Source organism: Bradyrhizobium sp. CCBAU 45389 (assembly GCF_028128625.1).
GTDB classification, from domain to species: domain Bacteria; phylum Pseudomonadota; class Alphaproteobacteria; order Rhizobiales; family Xanthobacteraceae; genus Bradyrhizobium; species Bradyrhizobium liaoningense_B.
Genome location: NZ_LBIY01000002.1, coordinates 571,511 through 585,626, shown reverse-complemented (window position 1 = coordinate 585,626; position 14,116 = coordinate 571,511). Strand labels below are relative to the sequence as shown.

The window sequence follows — 14,116 nt, the reverse complement described above, 5'->3', positions numbered from 1 at the left end:
CGACAAGACCGCTGACGGTTCTTTTACGGCAAGCGCAAAGTTCTGGCTTCTGAGTTAGGAGTGCCTCGGCAGCCGGCAGGGAGCGGCAAAAAGCGGCAAATCGCCTCCTTTTATGGTTCCAATCACCGTAGGAATACAGGAATAGCCCTTATGGAGTAAGGTTAATAAAGGATTAGCAGGTGACAAGATTTACGTTCTGTATATAAATTTTAAATTGTTGGCTCAGGCTTTCATCGGCCGACGCACCCTCAGGTTTTAATCTTAGTAAAAGGAATTTCCCATGTTGAAGCTTTACATCAAGACCACGGAAGCCCTGAAGCGCCTGCGGGCCGACAACGGCGGCGTGGTGTCGTTTGAGTACGTCATCGTTGCCGCTTGTGTCGTCGCCGCGGTCGGTCTTGCGTTCGGTGCCGGCGGAAGCGGTCCGATCTCGGCCGCGCTGAGCAGTGCAATCTCGAGCATCTCTGCGAAGGTCATTTCTGCGGTCGGATAAACGACCGATCGGGACTAGAAGACGGGGTCAGTGGATTGTGGCCCTGTCTTCTACGGCTCGAGCGCGACTGCTTCGTGGCCCATGTCGGTTGAACCAATTGTGCCACCAGCCAGTCTACCGTTGAAGACCTCGTCGGCAGACATTCCGATAGGGTGATCCATGGACGGTGCGAGCTGACGTCGTTCGTTCCGACCGGGGCGGCCACGGCGTTGAACTCAACTGAAGAGGTGTCACGTGTTGAGGCATTTTGTCGAAGTCAGTGAAGCTCTGAAGCGTCTTCGCGAGAACGAGAGGGGCGTGGTGTCGTTCGAGTACGTCATCGTTGCCGCTTGTATCGTCGCCGCGGTCGGTCTCGCGTTCGGTGCCGGCGGAAGCGGTCCGATCTCGGCCGCGCTGAGCAGTGCAATCTCAAGCATCTCTGCGAAGGTCATCGCTGCCGCCGGATAGTATGGCGATTGCTTCAGTGAGTTTCACTCGATGATGGATTGGACGCTGACTATATATTTTTCCGGTTTGGCGTTCAGCCCATCAAGGTTGCATTGACGGATTCAGGGCCGCCATAGGCGCCACTGCGATTTATATTGTTTATACGGCCGCCGTGGCCCGTTCTAATTGGGCCTCTTTAAGGCCGCTTTATTAGACGTGCTCGGGGTTTGTGCTTGATGAGTTGGATCGTCTCCATAGCCGCCATTTTGCAGATCTTGCTGCTTCTCTATGTCGCCACCATGGACGTCGCGACACGCATAATCAGCAATGAGATTTGTCTGGCCCTAGCGATCCTCGGGATCGCCGGTCATTTGACCAATCCTGCCGGCATCGCCGGGTCGCTCTTGATCGCGACGGTTCTGTTTATGGTGCTGTTCATTGTCTACCGGCACGGATCGATCGGCGGGGGCGATGTCAAGTTGCTGGTCGCGCTGGCGCTTGGTCTGCCGTGGATGGGCGTCGTTCAGCTGCTGACGATCACGGCTTTGGCGGGCGGCGTTCTTGCCCTGGTGCACGTGATGATGCGGAGCCTGCCTCATCCCAGCGTAGCGCCAGCCGGATCATCGCTGCCGCGTCGCGTCTATGCGGTCGAGCGCTGGCGTCATTTGCGGCGCGCGCCGCTTCCCTATGGCGTCGCCATAGCCTGCGGCGGTATCGGAGCGATTTTGAACAGGGGTTTTTGATATGTCATCGGCTTTGCGGCTTTCGATTATTGCGGTGTTGCTTCTCGCGATCACAGCGCTGGGCCTCATCGCGCTCAACCTGAGCACGCCCAAGGCAACGGCGACGACGGAAGTCGCGCAGCCGGTCGCAAAGGTCGTGGGATACTATGTCGCGGCGCGGCCATTGCCGCGAGGGACCTTGGCCCGTGACGAAGATTTCGCGGTGCGCTCGGTGCAGGCCGATCAGGTTCCGGCGGATGCGATCCTGGAAACGCCCGACTCCAAGGCTTCGCTTGCCGGTTCGCTCGTGCGCAAGTTCGTCGAGGCCGGCAATCCGATCACTCTGCAAGACATTGTGCGCCCTCAGGATCGGGGTTTCCTTGCGAGTGTGCTGGCGCCCGACAGTCGCGCCATCAGCATCAAGGTCGACGAAGAGTCCGGCGTGTCGGGTCTGATCAGGCCGGGCGATCAGGTGGACGTCCTGCTGACCCAGGTGTTCGAGAAGGCGGACCCCTCCCGTCGCGCGCTGACGGAAACCGTGCTCCGCAACGTCCGGATCATCGCGATCGACCAGGAAATCGCGCAGGGTGGGCGAGGCATCGCCACCACCATGGGCAAGCCCGCCCAGACGGTGTCGCTGGAGCTCACGCCTGAGCAGGTGCAGAGGATCACGGTTGCCAAGCAACTCGGAAAGCTCTCGCTTTCCGTCAGGGCCGCCGTCGACAAGCGCGATAATGCCGATGCTGGCGTCATGTCGAGCTGCGATGTGTCGCCGGAGCTCGCCCGCCAGAATGCCCTTGCCGGCCAGACCACTGCAGTGGTGCTCTATTCCGGCGGCGAAGCCAAGCAGTTCACGGTCAGGAAGCAGGTCACAGGCGTCGGCAATGCAAGCGTCAACTGCGACGGATTGCCGGATGTTGCGCGTCAGGCCGCCGTATCGGCAGGTGCTGGCAATTCGGCGGAGAAGCGATGATGATGAACATGGCAGTCGTGAATCCGCTTGAAACAGCATCTGTCGTCACGCGCGACCGCATCGTCTGCTTCGTCAACGACGAGGACAGCGCCGCGGCTCTGCGCAAGGGTCTCGACGGCGCCCACTTGTCGCTCAGGCGCGGCACAATTCGCAACGCCGTACGGATGCTCGAGACCGACACGGACCTGTTCGCACTGGTCGCAGACATCAGTGGGTACGACGATCCGTTTGCCGAGTTGGAAAGGTTGGCCAGCGTCTGTCCGCCCGATGTCCGGGTCGCATTGATCGGAGAGAGCAGGGAGATCGGCTTTTACCGCGAGCTCATGGACATCGGCGTGACCGAGTACCTGCCGCGGCCGCTGACGCGGGACATGGTGCTGGATCTGCTGCGCCCGAAGCTGCTCGGCGGCGAGGCGCCGGCCCAGCCGGATCGCGGCGGGCACGTGATCTCGATCTGCGGCGCGCAGGGCGGAGCCGGAGCGACAAGTATCGCCATAAACCTCGCGCTGCAGCTGGCGGAGACGACGAAGGCCAAGGTCGCGCTGCTCGATCTCCATCTGCAGAACGGCGAAACTGCCGTGATGCTGGGCGTTCGGCCGGGACCGGGACTGCGCATCGCGCTGGAAAATCCGATGCGTGCGGACACGCTGTTCCTCGAGCGCTCGGCAATTGAAATCAACGATCGGGTCAGCCTGATCTCCGCGGACGAGGAGCTGGATGCGCAGCTCAACATCACCGAAGCTGGCGTGAGACATGTTCTGGGCTTGCTGCGTCAACGGTTCAACTACATCGTCGTCGACGTACCCGTCCCGTTTCCTCCCTCGATCTATCCGGTGATCAGTCTTGCTCGTCACGTCCTGGTGCTGCTGGAAGCGGAGGTGACGGGTCTCCGTAACGCGCACGCGCTTCGCACCGCCGTCACCAACATCGCCGGCAAGGATCGGGTCTTTACTCTGCTCAACCGCGCCAATCGTGCCGGCGGTCTTCCCAAGGCGACGATCGTCAAGGCCCTGGGCGCCGAGCCGGACATGGTGATCCCTGATCTCGGGAAGGGGATGACCCAGGCGGTCAACCTCGGCATTCCCGCGCTCAAGCACGTCTCGGCACTGCGGCGTCACCTCAAGCCAATCGTGCGGGAGATCACGGGCGTCGCCGGCGAGCGCAAGGGACGGCTCAGGAGGTTGCTCGGGCTATGAAAAAGTTCGGGAGACGCCCAGACGAGTCGCCCATGGTTGATTTGTCCGCGCTGACGTCGAGCTTGCGCGGGTCGACCGAAGACGCGGCTTCGCCGACCGTGGATGCGCCGGCATTGACAGCGGACGCTCCTTCGCCTCCGGACTTGCCAGCACCGGCCGCTCGACCTCCTTCCTTGAGTCCGGGTTCGCCTGCACCGGCGCCGGGCGTCACGCCGAGGCGTGGCAACGAACCGTCCCTCCATCATCCCGTGATGCTCAACTCGCTGCGGGACCGGGTCATGGAGCAGATCGATCCGTCGGCGGCGGCAACCGTTTCGCGCGACGTGCTGCGACGCCAGATCGAGGAAATCATCCACGGGATCGCCAACGACGAGCGGCTCGAGCTGTCCGGCCGCGAGCAGATCCAGCTGGCGGACGATATCGCGGACGACATGACCGGATACGGGCCACTCCGTCCGCTTCTGATCGATGAAACGATCAACGACATCATGATCAACGGTCCCAGCAACGTCTATGTCGAGCGAAGCGGCAGGCTGGAGCGGGTCGCCGTACGATTCCGTGACAACGATCACATCACATCGGTCGCCCAGAAGATTGCCGCGCAGGTCGGGCGGCGTGTCGACGAATCCAGTCCCATGGTCGATTGCCGCCTGCCCGATGGCAGCCGCGTCAATATCATTCTGCCGCCGCTCGCGATCCACAGCCCCTGCATCTCCATCCGAAAATTCCCGAGCCGTCGTCTGGATATGGCTGGCCTGATAGCGAATGGCTCGATGACGCCGGCGATCGGAAAATTGCTGGAGATCGCCTCGCGGGCGCGGCTCAACGTTCTCGTGTCCGGAGGTACCGGCTCCGGCAAGACGACGCTGCTGAACGCCATGAGCCAGTTCATCGATCACAGCGAGCGCATCGTCACGATCGAGGACGCGGCGGAATTGCAGCTTCAACAGCCGCACGTGATCAGCCTGGAGACCCGGCCTCCCAGCCTGGAAGGCACCGGGCAGGTGACGCAACGCGATCTGCTCTGGAATGCCCTGCGCATGCGTCCCGACCGCATCGTCGTCGGCGAAGTCCGCAGCGCCGAGGCATTCGACATGCTGCAGGCAATGAACACCGGCCATGACGGATCGATCTCCACGGTGCATGCCAACAGCACCCGGGATGCCCTGACCCGCATCGAGAACATGGTGCAGATGGGGCAGGTCAATCTGCCGACGCGGGCGATCAGGTCGCAGATCGTTGCCGCGCTTGACATCATCGTCCAGGTCGAGCGCATGCGCGATGGCCAGCGCCGGATCATCCAGGTCAGCGAAGTGATCGGCCTCGAAGGCGAAGTCATTACGACCAACGACATTGCGGCTTTCGAGTATCAGGAAGAGGACACTCACGGCCGGATAATGGGAACCTACAAGTCGACCCACGCGCTTCCAAAGTTCAAGAGCCGTCTTGCCTATTACGGGCTTCAGCAAGCCTGGTCCGATGCAATGAGACAGATATGATTCCGAACTACGTGATCGCGATCGTCCTGGGCCTGCTGCTGTGCGCGGCACTCGTTACGCTATGGCTCGACAAGCGGGAACGGCGCATGAACCGCCAGCTCTCGGTCGCTCTGCAGACCGCGCCGACCGCCGGCCTGACCTCGATCCGCCGGGCTGAAACCGGGGCCCGCTCGATGCTGCTGTACCGTCTGGCGAACTACAATCCGGACATCGCCTACGTCCTGCACCCGATCTACGTGCTGCTTGCGGGTGCGCTCGCCGCGTTGGCTGTGTTCTATGCCAATCAGCCGTTCGGGTTTTCCAGTTCCAACGTGTCCATCGCGGCTGCGATCGTCGCGGTACTGGTGGTGCGTGGTCTGTTTGGATGGCAGCAACGGCGGTTCGCCAATCGCCTCTTCCGGCAGCTGCCGGATACGATCCAGCTGGTCACAAGCACGGTCCGTGCCGGTCTGCCGGTCAACGAGGCATTCCGCACGATCGCTCGCGAGATGCCGGAGCCGACCGCGGGTCAGTTCGCCATCGTCTGCAGCCAGATTGGCCTGGGCGTGGCCCCGGAGGACGCCGTGGAGGCCGTCTACCGGCGTACGCAGGTTGCGGAGTACGCGATGTTTTCGGTGACGCTTGCCGTCCAGTTAAAATCCGGCGGCAGCCTGGCCGAGACTTTGCAAATCCTCGCGGAAACCGTGAGCCAGCGCGTCGCACTGGCCGCCCGCGCGAAGGCGCTTGCAGGAGAGGTCATCTTCTCCTCGCGCGCGCTTTCGTTGTCACCCGTGATCATTGGTGGGTTGCTGTACATGATCAATCCGCAATCGATCAATCTTCTGTTTCTTGATCCGACCGGCAACATGCTGCTGGCCTATGCAGTCGGCTCAGTCATTCTCGGGCATTTTGTCATACGCTGGATGATCCAGAGGGAGACGTCGCTATGACTGCCGGCGCGAGTGTGGCAGCCCTCATGGTCATCGCCGTCGCGGTGACGTTCCTGTTGGTGATCCGGGAAATCCACATTCGCACGCTGAACGCGCGCGTCTCGAATGCGGTGCTCGGCATTTCCGATCGGTCGACGCGGTCCCAGGGCATGGTCGGCTGGTTCTCGTCGATCGGCATGCGGTACCGAAAGTTCTATGCCGAGGAGAATCTCGACGAACTGCGGACCGTTCTGCAATCGGCCGGATTCAACCATCATCGCGTCCTGCCGATCTGGATTGGCGTCAAGATCGTCAGCATGGTCTTGTTCCCGGTCGTCTTCTTCCTTTTCGCGCAACTGTCGGGATGGTCGGCGGCCAGCGTGCTGATGGTCGCGCTCTTTGGCTTGGCCGTCGGGATCATGGGGCCGCGGCTGATACTGCTGGTGATGAAGCGACGTTTCGATGCCGCTATCCGGTCGGGCACGCCCGATACGATCGACCTGCTGGTCGTGTGCGCCGAAGCGGGCATGGGCCTGGAAAGCGCCCTGCAGCGGGTCGCCGAGGAAATGGGCGAGACCAATCCGGCCATCTCGCGCGTTCTGCGCGGCTTGCTCGACGACTTGCGGATCCTGCCGAGCAGAGCCGAGGCATTCGAGAAACTGGCATCCACCTCGGAAGGGCTTCGCCGCTTCGGCATCATGGTCAGCCAGAGCCTGCAATACGGAACGCCGTTGGGCCAGGCGCTGCGTACCATCGCGGCCGACCTGCGGCGGGAGCGGATCACCAGCCTCGAAGAGCGCGCTCACAAGCTGGGTGCCAAGCTCACCGTGCCGATGGTGTTGTTCCTGCTGCCCGCGATGTTCGTCATTCTCGGCGGCAGTTCATTCTTGCATCTCATTCGTTCCTTCAAGGGACTCTAGTCACGAACGAAGCGTCATGAGTGAAGTTCGGACAAGCAGGCACAAGAACGGCAAGCGCTCTTTCGTTGGCGATCAGCGCGGTGCTGCCGCGTTTGAAATGGCTATTATCTACCTTGTGCTGGTGTTCAGCCTGCTGCTGCCGCTGGCCGATCTGGCAATTGCCGGCTTCAGGTTCATTTCGGCGCAACAGGCGCTTCGCGACATGGGGCAGCGAACCCAATATTCCCCGCCGGCGGACGTCACCGACCCCTCCGTCATCAGCGCCTGGAAGAGCGCGCTGCCCGCGACGATCAGCGGATTTACGATTACGCCGCAAGTTTACTGCGGTTCTCCCGGAACGGTGGCTCCCTGCAGTTCGGGAGCAGCATCGATCGTGAAATACTACACCTTCTCGACCACCTTTACTTTGACGCCGATGGTACTTGGCTCGGCGCTGTGTTCGTCCTGTACCATCACTTACACCCAGCGATTTCAGTAGGAGGACGCCGTGCGCAAACTGGCTCGCTGCCGTCGCGGTTCCGTCGCCTTCGCAACGGTGATTGCGCTGGTACCGCTGATTGGGTTCATCGCTCTCGGGGCCGAGGCGGGGTCGTGGTACGTGACCAAGCAGAATGCGCAGAATGCTGCCGATGCGGCGGCCTATTCCGGCGGCTTGTCGGTGGCATGCTCGCTGACCTCAACAACTGAGAGCGACTGCGATAGATCGCAGGATTACATCTACCGCGGCAAGCAAATTGCCGCGCAGAACAAGTTCTGCAACTCCAGCGGCGATCCCGTCTACCCCGGCTCGAATTGCGGTACGGCGCAGGCAGCTACAACGCAAACCGTGTCGATCGATCGAGGAACCTACTCTGCCGGCAGCTGGACCAGCTCGTCATCCGGCCTGCATGTGCTTGCGACCGTGGCCCAGCAGCAGCCGGGATACCTTGCGCAGATACTTGGCATGTCCACCGTCACCATCCGGTCGTCCGCGGTTGTCGAGATCCAGAATCCAAAGCCGCTGTGTGCGTTTGGGTTGGGACCGGGAAACGATGCGCTCACGATCGGCGGCAGCAGCGCCATCACCGGCACCGGCTGCGCGATGATGTCGAACACCAACGTCAAGTACAACGGCACCGCGAGTTTCAGCGGCTCGGGCTGGTCCGTGAATGCGGTGGACGGTTGTAAGGCGTCAGCGGGACATTGCGCCCTGAGTGGCGCGGGGTACAACTACAACACGCTCACCGCACAAAATCCGCTATCCGTGCTGGATACGAAATCGTTCAATTCAACGACGGGCCCCGTATTAACCGCATGCAACGCGCAGGGCAAAGTGACCAACGGCAACACCTGCAACTTGACTCCAAACGCCGGCAGCGGGGTGTACGGTGACCTGACGGTGAATTCCGGCGGCACGTTGAATCTCGCGGCAGGAACATATTTTTTCTACAACGCGACGATCAACTTTGGCGGCACTGTCACCGGCACGGACGTAACGCTGGTCTTGCTTGGAACGACTTCGAGCCTCACCATCAGTAGCGGGACCGTCAACCTTTCCGCGCCCACGACCAATTCGTTTGATTCCGATCTGAACGGTATCCTGATCGACGATCAGGCCAAGAACTCGACGACCCCAACCAAGGTTGCGGTCACCATAGGCGGCAGCAATACGTCGACCTTGGGCGGCGCCATGTATTTCCCGAATGCCAGTGTGTCGTACGGCGGTACGACACAGAGTTCGAACACTGCCTGCACGGAAGTGATTGCCGCTTCTCTCACGATCAACGGCAATACCTACCTGAGTTCGTCCGGTTGCACGTCCAACACCTTGGGTAAAACCAGGGTCATTGCGTTGGTGCGTTGATGAAAAGGCTCGACCAGCGCGGCTCGGCAGCGTTCGAGTTCTGCCTCGTCGCCGTGTTCTTTTTCACGTTCGTGTTCGCGATCTTCGATCTCGGACGCTATGCGATCACCATGCAATTGTTGCGCTCGCTGGCCAGCGAAGGCGCGAGAGCGACGATGATTCAGTGCTACACGCCTCAGGTGACGCAGAGTTTGTCGCCTTCCGGCTGCACCAGTGTCAGCACCTACTACACCAGCACCTACCTGACATCGGTGACGAACATCATGGGGCTGACGCCGACATTGAGCGCGAGCGACAGCGGGTCCGCGCTGACCATTACGGCGACTCTGCCCGGGTTCGCCATGATGACACCGCTGTGGAGCGGATTGAATTCGACGCCGACTGCGAGCACGTCGATCCCCTATTAGGGGTTGTAACGGAATACCGTTGCTCGAATCACGTCTTTCGCCAATGCCTCGGCCCGCCGAGTCCAGAGGGTGCTTACGAATTTAACGGAAAAGAATGTTATTTGCGGCCCAATAAGCACGAGGGGAACTAGCCGCCGGCGGATGGAACCAAGGGGATCGGGTTCCGCAAAGTGGTGCTTGGAGGCAACATTTGGCGACTTTCTCGCGAATTGACGTGAGATATGAGGGCTCTCGCCTTGCGGCGGAAGCGCCCGGCGGACGATGATCCCAATGCAGGGAGTCTGGGGACATAAACCCAGGCTGACGATTTTTACGTAGACGATTTGTGCAACCCCGGGTCGTTCGGGTGGGGTTGTTGACCCGCCAAGTGTGCGTTGCGGGATAGCCGCGGATCGCGGCGAGGGGGACTGGAATGGGTGGCGTCCGGATTTCGACGCAAGGGAAGGCAAAGCTCGCTGCGGTGAGCGCGCTGCTGCTTGGCGCCGTCCTTGTCGGTCCCTGGGGTGACCCTGCCGATGCGGCCGATCGGCGGAGCTCCGGAGGCGTCTTCGTCAGCGAAGCGAGCGACGTCCAGCGGGTCAAGGTAACCGTCAACAAGTCGCGCACCTTCAGGGTGGAGACGCCCTTTTCCACCATCGTCGCGGGCTCGACCGACATCATCGACGTGAAGTCGCTGAGCGACCATCAGATCTACATCCAGGGCAAGCAGCCCGGCACCACCAACGTCATTTTGCTCGATTCCTCGATGCGGCAGATCGGTATCCTCGATGTCGAGGTCACGATCGACATCGGCAATTTGCAGCAGAACATTCAGTCCTCGACCGGCATCCGCGGCATCCGCGTGTCGGCCTCCGAGGGACAGGTGATCGTGGGCGGAACAGCCCCCGACGCGGTCGCCGCTCAGCGCGCAATAGAGATCGCGCAAAGCACCGTTCCGAAGGGCAGCGTCGTCGTCAATGCCATGAACGTGACGGGGCCGCAGCAGGTGATGCTCGAGGTCCGCTTCCTCGAGGTCAACCGGGCTGCCGGCCGCGAGCTGGGAATGAATCTCTACGGTGCCAATGCAAGCGGAACGAACATTGGCAATACCGGGCTTGGTAGCATCAATACCGACAGCGGTCGCGCGCGGATGCCGAACACGGGCCCGCCCCAAGGCTCGATACCTTTGCTCGGTACTGCGGGGACGTTGGCGGGGACGGCAACGGGAGCGGCCGCTGTCCCGTTTGGAAGCCTGCTGACCAGTATCCTTCGAACTAGCAGCGGCGCCTCGGTCGATTTGCTCGTGACGGCACTGGAGCAGAAGGGACTGGTACGTCGGCTTGCGGAGCCAAACCTGATGGCGCTATCGGGTGAAGCGGCTCGGTTCCTGGCTGGCGGCGAATTCCCGGTGCCGGTGGCTTCAACGGCGGGGACTGCCGGCCTGGTGCCGACTGTGACCATCCAGTTCAAGACGTTCGGTGTTGAGCTGGGCTTCGTCCCCACGGTGCTTTCGCGCGGCGTGATCAATCTGCGCGTCGAGCCGTCCGTCAGCGAACTCGATTTCACCAACTCGGTGACGATCGCCGGCACGACGATTCCTGCCCTGAGCAGCCGCAACGCACGGACCACGGTCGAATTGCGTGATGGCCAGAGCTTTGCCATCGCGGGCCTGCTGCAAACCCGCAGCCGGCAGGATATCTCGCAGTTGCCCTGGATCGGGTCGGTGCCGGTGCTTGGAGCACTGTTTCGCTCCTCGTCCTACCAGCAGCAGGAGACCGATCTCGTCATCATCGTGACGCCGCGCCTGGTCGCGCCGGCGGCGCCTGGCCAGCAACTGGCCTCGCCGCTGGATTCGCGCATGCCGGCCAATGACGTCGACTTCTTCCTCAACGGCCAGATGGAAGTGAAGAAGCGCTACAACGACTACGTCAGCTCCGGCGGTGAGCTGAAGGGACCGTATGGTCACATCATCGCGCCCGAGGCGCGTCTGCCCGCACCGCCACCGGTTGTAACCGACCAGCCCGTCGTCAAGACACTCAATTAAGGGGCGACCGATATGACATGCACGACGTTACTCGCGGTCTTCACGCTCGGGGCTTGCAACGGCCTGGCCGGCAACGACGAGATGGACCGCTACTTTCAGCGGTCTGACACCATCACGCTGAGCGCCGGCGACGCCAAACAGGTCAACGCCGTCACCCATACGATTCATCCCTGGCCGCGAGGTGTCGGCGATCGCAGAATCGTCGTTGATGCGCAGAAAACCAGCGGCGCCATCAAGCGCTATCGCAGCGGCACCCAACCCCGCGATCCGCTGCCCGCGTTCGGAGGAAACAAGCCGGACGAGGGGCATCCTCCAATGGGTGTTGCGGGCGCAACGGCAGCAGCCGTGGACGCAGGGGGTGTCGTCAGCTTCGGCGGCGGCCCGGCCATCATAGGCCCGGGCGGCCGATGATTTTGATGATTGATTTATTGCCGGTGGTGCGACGGGGATAATGGTTATGGGGCGCCTTCTTGTATGGCTGGCCTGCGCCTTGCTGGCGACAGCTTTGGCGGCTTGCGAAACGGTGCAGGAAGCGACCGTCCGCGACGCTGCCGTGGTTGCGCCCGTTGCTCCGGCCGGTCCAGACCCCGTCCAGGAGCCGACGGACGTCAAATACTATCCCTCCGACGAGCCGGTGCGGATGGGCCTCGAGCACTTCAACCGCGGCAGTTTCGGCATAGCCAATCGCTATTTCAGGGACGCCGTCGAAAAGGCGCCGAAGGACGTAACGGCCTGGATCGGGCTTGCAGCAAGCTATGATCGGATCCGCCGCTTTGATCTTGCCGATCAGGCTTATGCGCAAGCGATCCGACTCGGCGGCGAAACCGTGCAGGTTCTGAATGACCAGGGCTATTCGTACATGCTGCGTGGCAACCTGCATGCGGCACGACGGAAGTTCGAGAAGGCATACTCGCTGGATCCGGGCAATCCGGTCATCGCGAACAACCTCGAGCTTCTCAACGGCAGTCGGCAGTTCATCGAGAGGCCGCCGAACAATCAGCCGTGAACGAATCGTCCTGGGCCGATGGAAGCATCGGTTTCCCCGGCGGCTTGGTGAGTTGCGCCCGATCGCATCGACGGCGCGCGGACGCGCATCAACGCGGTCGTTCAGCGATATAGATATCCGCGATGTTCGAACGTGCGACGCGCTCGAGGCCCGTTGCTGCAATCGTACTCTCGCAAGAGCCGTGGATGTCGACGACGACGTCGAAATGGTCGCGCCAACGCGACATGATATCGATCCACGGCACGGGCGCATCCGCCATCAGTTTCGACTGTCCCGAGGCTGAAAGCCAGTCGGAGTTCACGATGACCTGCGGTGCGGCCGCGATCGCCGGGTCTTTCGCGCGCACTGGCTGCAGGCCCTGTCCGGCGAACAGCATGTTCACCTGTGCGCGTCGGTCGATGGCGGCGAAAGTCGAAAGGTTGTGCTCGAAGTAGATATTCGGATCGCGACAATCCGGTGGCGCCACGGCGAGCACGCTCGAGCCGGTTGGAATGGCGGAGAACGCTGTCCGCAACTCCACGATATCCGCGTTATAGGCGCTCCACGTTGGGATCAGCAATGCAAGCCGCACCAAAGCGAAGGCGAAGACGGCAATCGAAACCGCGCCGGCCAGACGCCCCGGCGTCGGCACACGCGCGACGGTCGCGGCCAGCGCCAGATATACCCAAAGCACCACGAGGCGTGCATCCACCAGGTTTGCCGTGCTCAAGGAGGAAGGCGCGCAAACAGCGACGACAAAGAAGCCGAACACGGTGAGCTTTGCCGGCGTCGCAATGGCGATGAAGCGCATGACTGCAAGCAGCAGGACAAGCAACCCAAGGCCCCATTTATGGTCGAGCGGGAGGCCACCAAAGAAGGGCGCAATGACGATCCAGGACTTGTCGCTCGCGATGACATAGCCTTGCGGCAGTTGCGGCATCGACCAGACGAGGGCCAAACCAGCCGCGACATAAAGCGGAGATCGCAGCGCGCGCAGGAATGCCGGCTTGAGCGGCTCGCCTGGACGTGGCGTGGCTTCCAGCAGTCCGAAAATGACGCAGAAAGCGGCGAGCGCCAGGATGTGACAGAAGAATAACGTGACGGCCACGGCATTCATCACCAGAAGATCGCGCGCGATTTGCCGGTGCGTCTGGGCGATCCACCAGGCAAGTGCGATCAGCGCGACACCGATGCCCAATCCAAAATTGATGAGCCCCACCGTCGTTACGAGATTGTAGCTGAGAACTGGCGCGATGAGGATTGTCGGCGATGGCTCCTGCGCCCATGCGCGATGCAAGGCCCAGGCGCCGACCGCCGGCAGCCAGAACGCCAGGATGAAGGCGAGCCGTGCGACCGACTCGGGACTTAACAGCGGCGCCAACGCAACGTAGATGAGATCGATGCCGAGGTTGGGAAAGGCACCCCATTGGACGACGTAAAAAGCGTTGAGCGGATCGGACGCCGGCATGGTGAGAATGGTCAGCCGAGCCCAGTGGTTCACGAGATCCACCGTGCGCGGGATCAGGAAAAGCACCGGCAGCGTCATGACCACGAGCAGGACAAAATAGGCCGTCCGCAGGTCGAAGGCCGTGGTCCACTTCGTTTCTCGCTTCGCCTTTATCTCATTTCCCACAATAAGGCCCTTGCAAAACTCGCTGAACCGGGAACGACTGTCACCGAACAAAGGTGTCCTTGTCAGGGGCGTTAACTGCCTCGCTAAC

15 protein-coding genes are annotated in these 14,116 nt (G+C 61.6%); 14 read left to right on the top strand and 1 reads right to left on the bottom strand.

What is annotated here, in order from left to right:
- The first annotated feature begins 280 nt into the window (after positions 1 to 280).
- The 14 genes from XH79_RS02600 to XH79_RS02535 all read left to right on the top strand — a co-directional run bounded on the left by XH79_RS02600 (position 281) and on the right by XH79_RS02535 (position 12,416).
- On the top strand, positions 281 to 493 hold the full coding sequence (locus XH79_RS02600) for a hypothetical protein (protein WP_212348269.1): 213 nt from the start codon (positions 281 to 283) through the stop codon (positions 491 to 493).
- A gap of 234 nt (positions 494 to 727) precedes the next feature.
- Positions 728 to 940 (top strand): hypothetical protein, encoded by a 213-nt coding sequence (locus XH79_RS02595; protein WP_212348266.1) that lies wholly within the window; start codon positions 728 to 730, stop codon positions 938 to 940.
- A 215-nt stretch (positions 941 to 1,155) separates the two neighbouring features.
- A complete protein-coding gene (locus XH79_RS02590) occupies positions 1,156 to 1,662 on the top strand; it encodes an A24 family peptidase (protein WP_212348263.1) in 507 nt (168 codons plus the stop codon).
- 1 nt (position 1,663) lies between these two features.
- Positions 1,664 to 2,614: a Flp pilus assembly protein CpaB gene (gene cpaB / locus XH79_RS02585; RefSeq protein WP_271580528.1), complete on the top strand. Its 951-nt coding sequence runs from the start codon at positions 1,664 to 1,666 to the stop codon at positions 2,612 to 2,614.
- Positions 2,611 to 3,810, top strand: a complete 1,200-nt coding sequence (locus XH79_RS02580; RefSeq protein WP_245004126.1) for an AAA family ATPase — start codon at positions 2,611 to 2,613, stop codon at positions 3,808 to 3,810. Before cpaB ends, XH79_RS02580 begins: the two co-directional genes overlap by 4 nt.
- Positions 3,807 to 5,309 (top strand): CpaF family protein, encoded by a 1,503-nt coding sequence (locus XH79_RS02575; RefSeq protein WP_271580527.1) that lies wholly within the window; start codon positions 3,807 to 3,809, stop codon positions 5,307 to 5,309. Before XH79_RS02580 ends, XH79_RS02575 begins: the two co-directional genes overlap by 4 nt.
- Entirely contained in the window at positions 5,306 to 6,238 is a 933-nt protein-coding gene (locus tag XH79_RS02570; RefSeq protein ID WP_271580526.1) for a type II secretion system F family protein, read from the top strand. Before XH79_RS02575 ends, XH79_RS02570 begins: the two co-directional genes overlap by 4 nt.
- Positions 6,235 to 7,137 (top strand): type II secretion system F family protein, encoded by a 903-nt coding sequence (locus XH79_RS02565; protein ID WP_271580525.1) that lies wholly within the window; start codon positions 6,235 to 6,237, stop codon positions 7,135 to 7,137. Before XH79_RS02570 ends, XH79_RS02565 begins: the two co-directional genes overlap by 4 nt.
- 16 nt (positions 7,138 to 7,153) lie before the next feature.
- Complete coding sequence (locus XH79_RS02560; protein WP_271580524.1) at positions 7,154 to 7,615, top strand: TadE/TadG family type IV pilus assembly protein; 462 nt, start codon at positions 7,154 to 7,156, stop codon at positions 7,613 to 7,615.
- A 9-nt stretch (positions 7,616 to 7,624) separates the two neighbouring features.
- Entirely contained in the window at positions 7,625 to 8,980 is a 1,356-nt protein-coding gene (locus XH79_RS02555) for a pilus assembly protein TadG-related protein (protein ID WP_271580523.1), read from the top strand.
- Positions 8,980 to 9,387, top strand: coding sequence for a TadE/TadG family type IV pilus assembly protein (locus tag XH79_RS02550; RefSeq protein WP_271580522.1), 408 nt, complete (start codon positions 8,980 to 8,982; stop codon positions 9,385 to 9,387). The genes XH79_RS02555 and XH79_RS02550 overlap by 1 nt, the downstream gene beginning before the upstream one ends.
- A gap of 412 nt (positions 9,388 to 9,799) precedes the next feature.
- On the top strand, positions 9,800 to 11,410 hold the full coding sequence (locus XH79_RS02545; protein WP_271580521.1) for a type II and III secretion system protein family protein: 1,611 nt from the start codon (positions 9,800 to 9,802) through the stop codon (positions 11,408 to 11,410).
- A 12-nt stretch (positions 11,411 to 11,422) separates the two neighbouring features.
- Positions 11,423 to 11,821 (top strand): hypothetical protein, encoded by a 399-nt coding sequence (locus XH79_RS02540; protein ID WP_271580520.1) that lies wholly within the window; start codon positions 11,423 to 11,425, stop codon positions 11,819 to 11,821.
- Positions 11,822 to 12,050: 229 nt separating this feature from the next.
- Entirely contained in the window at positions 12,051 to 12,416 is a 366-nt protein-coding gene (locus XH79_RS02535; protein ID WP_271580519.1) for a tetratricopeptide repeat protein, read from the top strand.
- 88 nt (positions 12,417 to 12,504) lie between these two features.
- On the opposite strand, the gene XH79_RS02530 is transcribed toward XH79_RS02535, so the two are convergent.
- Positions 12,505 to 14,079: a hypothetical protein gene (locus XH79_RS02530; protein ID WP_271580518.1), complete on the bottom strand. Its 1,575-nt coding sequence runs from the start codon at positions 14,077 to 14,079 to the stop codon at positions 12,505 to 12,507.
- Between the last annotated feature and the right edge of the window lie 37 nt (positions 14,080 to 14,116).

Bases quoted from the DNA above. Each gene is read 5' to 3' on its own strand.
- XH79_RS02600 (WP_212348269.1), top strand. From the start codon at position 281: ATGTTGAAGCTTTACATCAAGACCACGGAAGCCCTGAAGCGCCTGCGG.
- XH79_RS02590 (WP_212348263.1), top strand. From the start codon at position 1,156: ATGAGTTGGATCGTCTCCATAGCCGCCATTTTGCAGATCTTGCTGCTT.
- cpaB (WP_271580528.1), top strand. From the start codon at position 1,664: ATGTCATCGGCTTTGCGGCTTTCGATTATTGCGGTGTTGCTTCTCGCG.
- XH79_RS02580 (WP_245004126.1), top strand. From the start codon at position 2,611: ATGATGATGAACATGGCAGTCGTGAATCCGCTTGAAACAGCATCTGTC.
- XH79_RS02575 (WP_271580527.1), top strand. From the start codon at position 3,807: ATGAAAAAGTTCGGGAGACGCCCAGACGAGTCGCCCATGGTTGATTTG.
- XH79_RS02570 (WP_271580526.1), top strand. From the start codon at position 5,306: ATGATTCCGAACTACGTGATCGCGATCGTCCTGGGCCTGCTGCTGTGC.
- XH79_RS02565 (WP_271580525.1), top strand. From the start codon at position 6,235: ATGACTGCCGGCGCGAGTGTGGCAGCCCTCATGGTCATCGCCGTCGCG.
- XH79_RS02560 (WP_271580524.1), top strand. From the start codon at position 7,154: ATGAGTGAAGTTCGGACAAGCAGGCACAAGAACGGCAAGCGCTCTTTC.
- XH79_RS02550 (WP_271580522.1), top strand. From the start codon at position 8,980: ATGAAAAGGCTCGACCAGCGCGGCTCGGCAGCGTTCGAGTTCTGCCTC.
- XH79_RS02545 (WP_271580521.1), top strand. From the start codon at position 9,800: ATGGGTGGCGTCCGGATTTCGACGCAAGGGAAGGCAAAGCTCGCTGCG.
- XH79_RS02540 (WP_271580520.1), top strand. From the start codon at position 11,423: ATGACATGCACGACGTTACTCGCGGTCTTCACGCTCGGGGCTTGCAAC.
- XH79_RS02535 (WP_271580519.1), top strand. From the start codon at position 12,051: ATGGGCCTCGAGCACTTCAACCGCGGCAGTTTCGGCATAGCCAATCGC.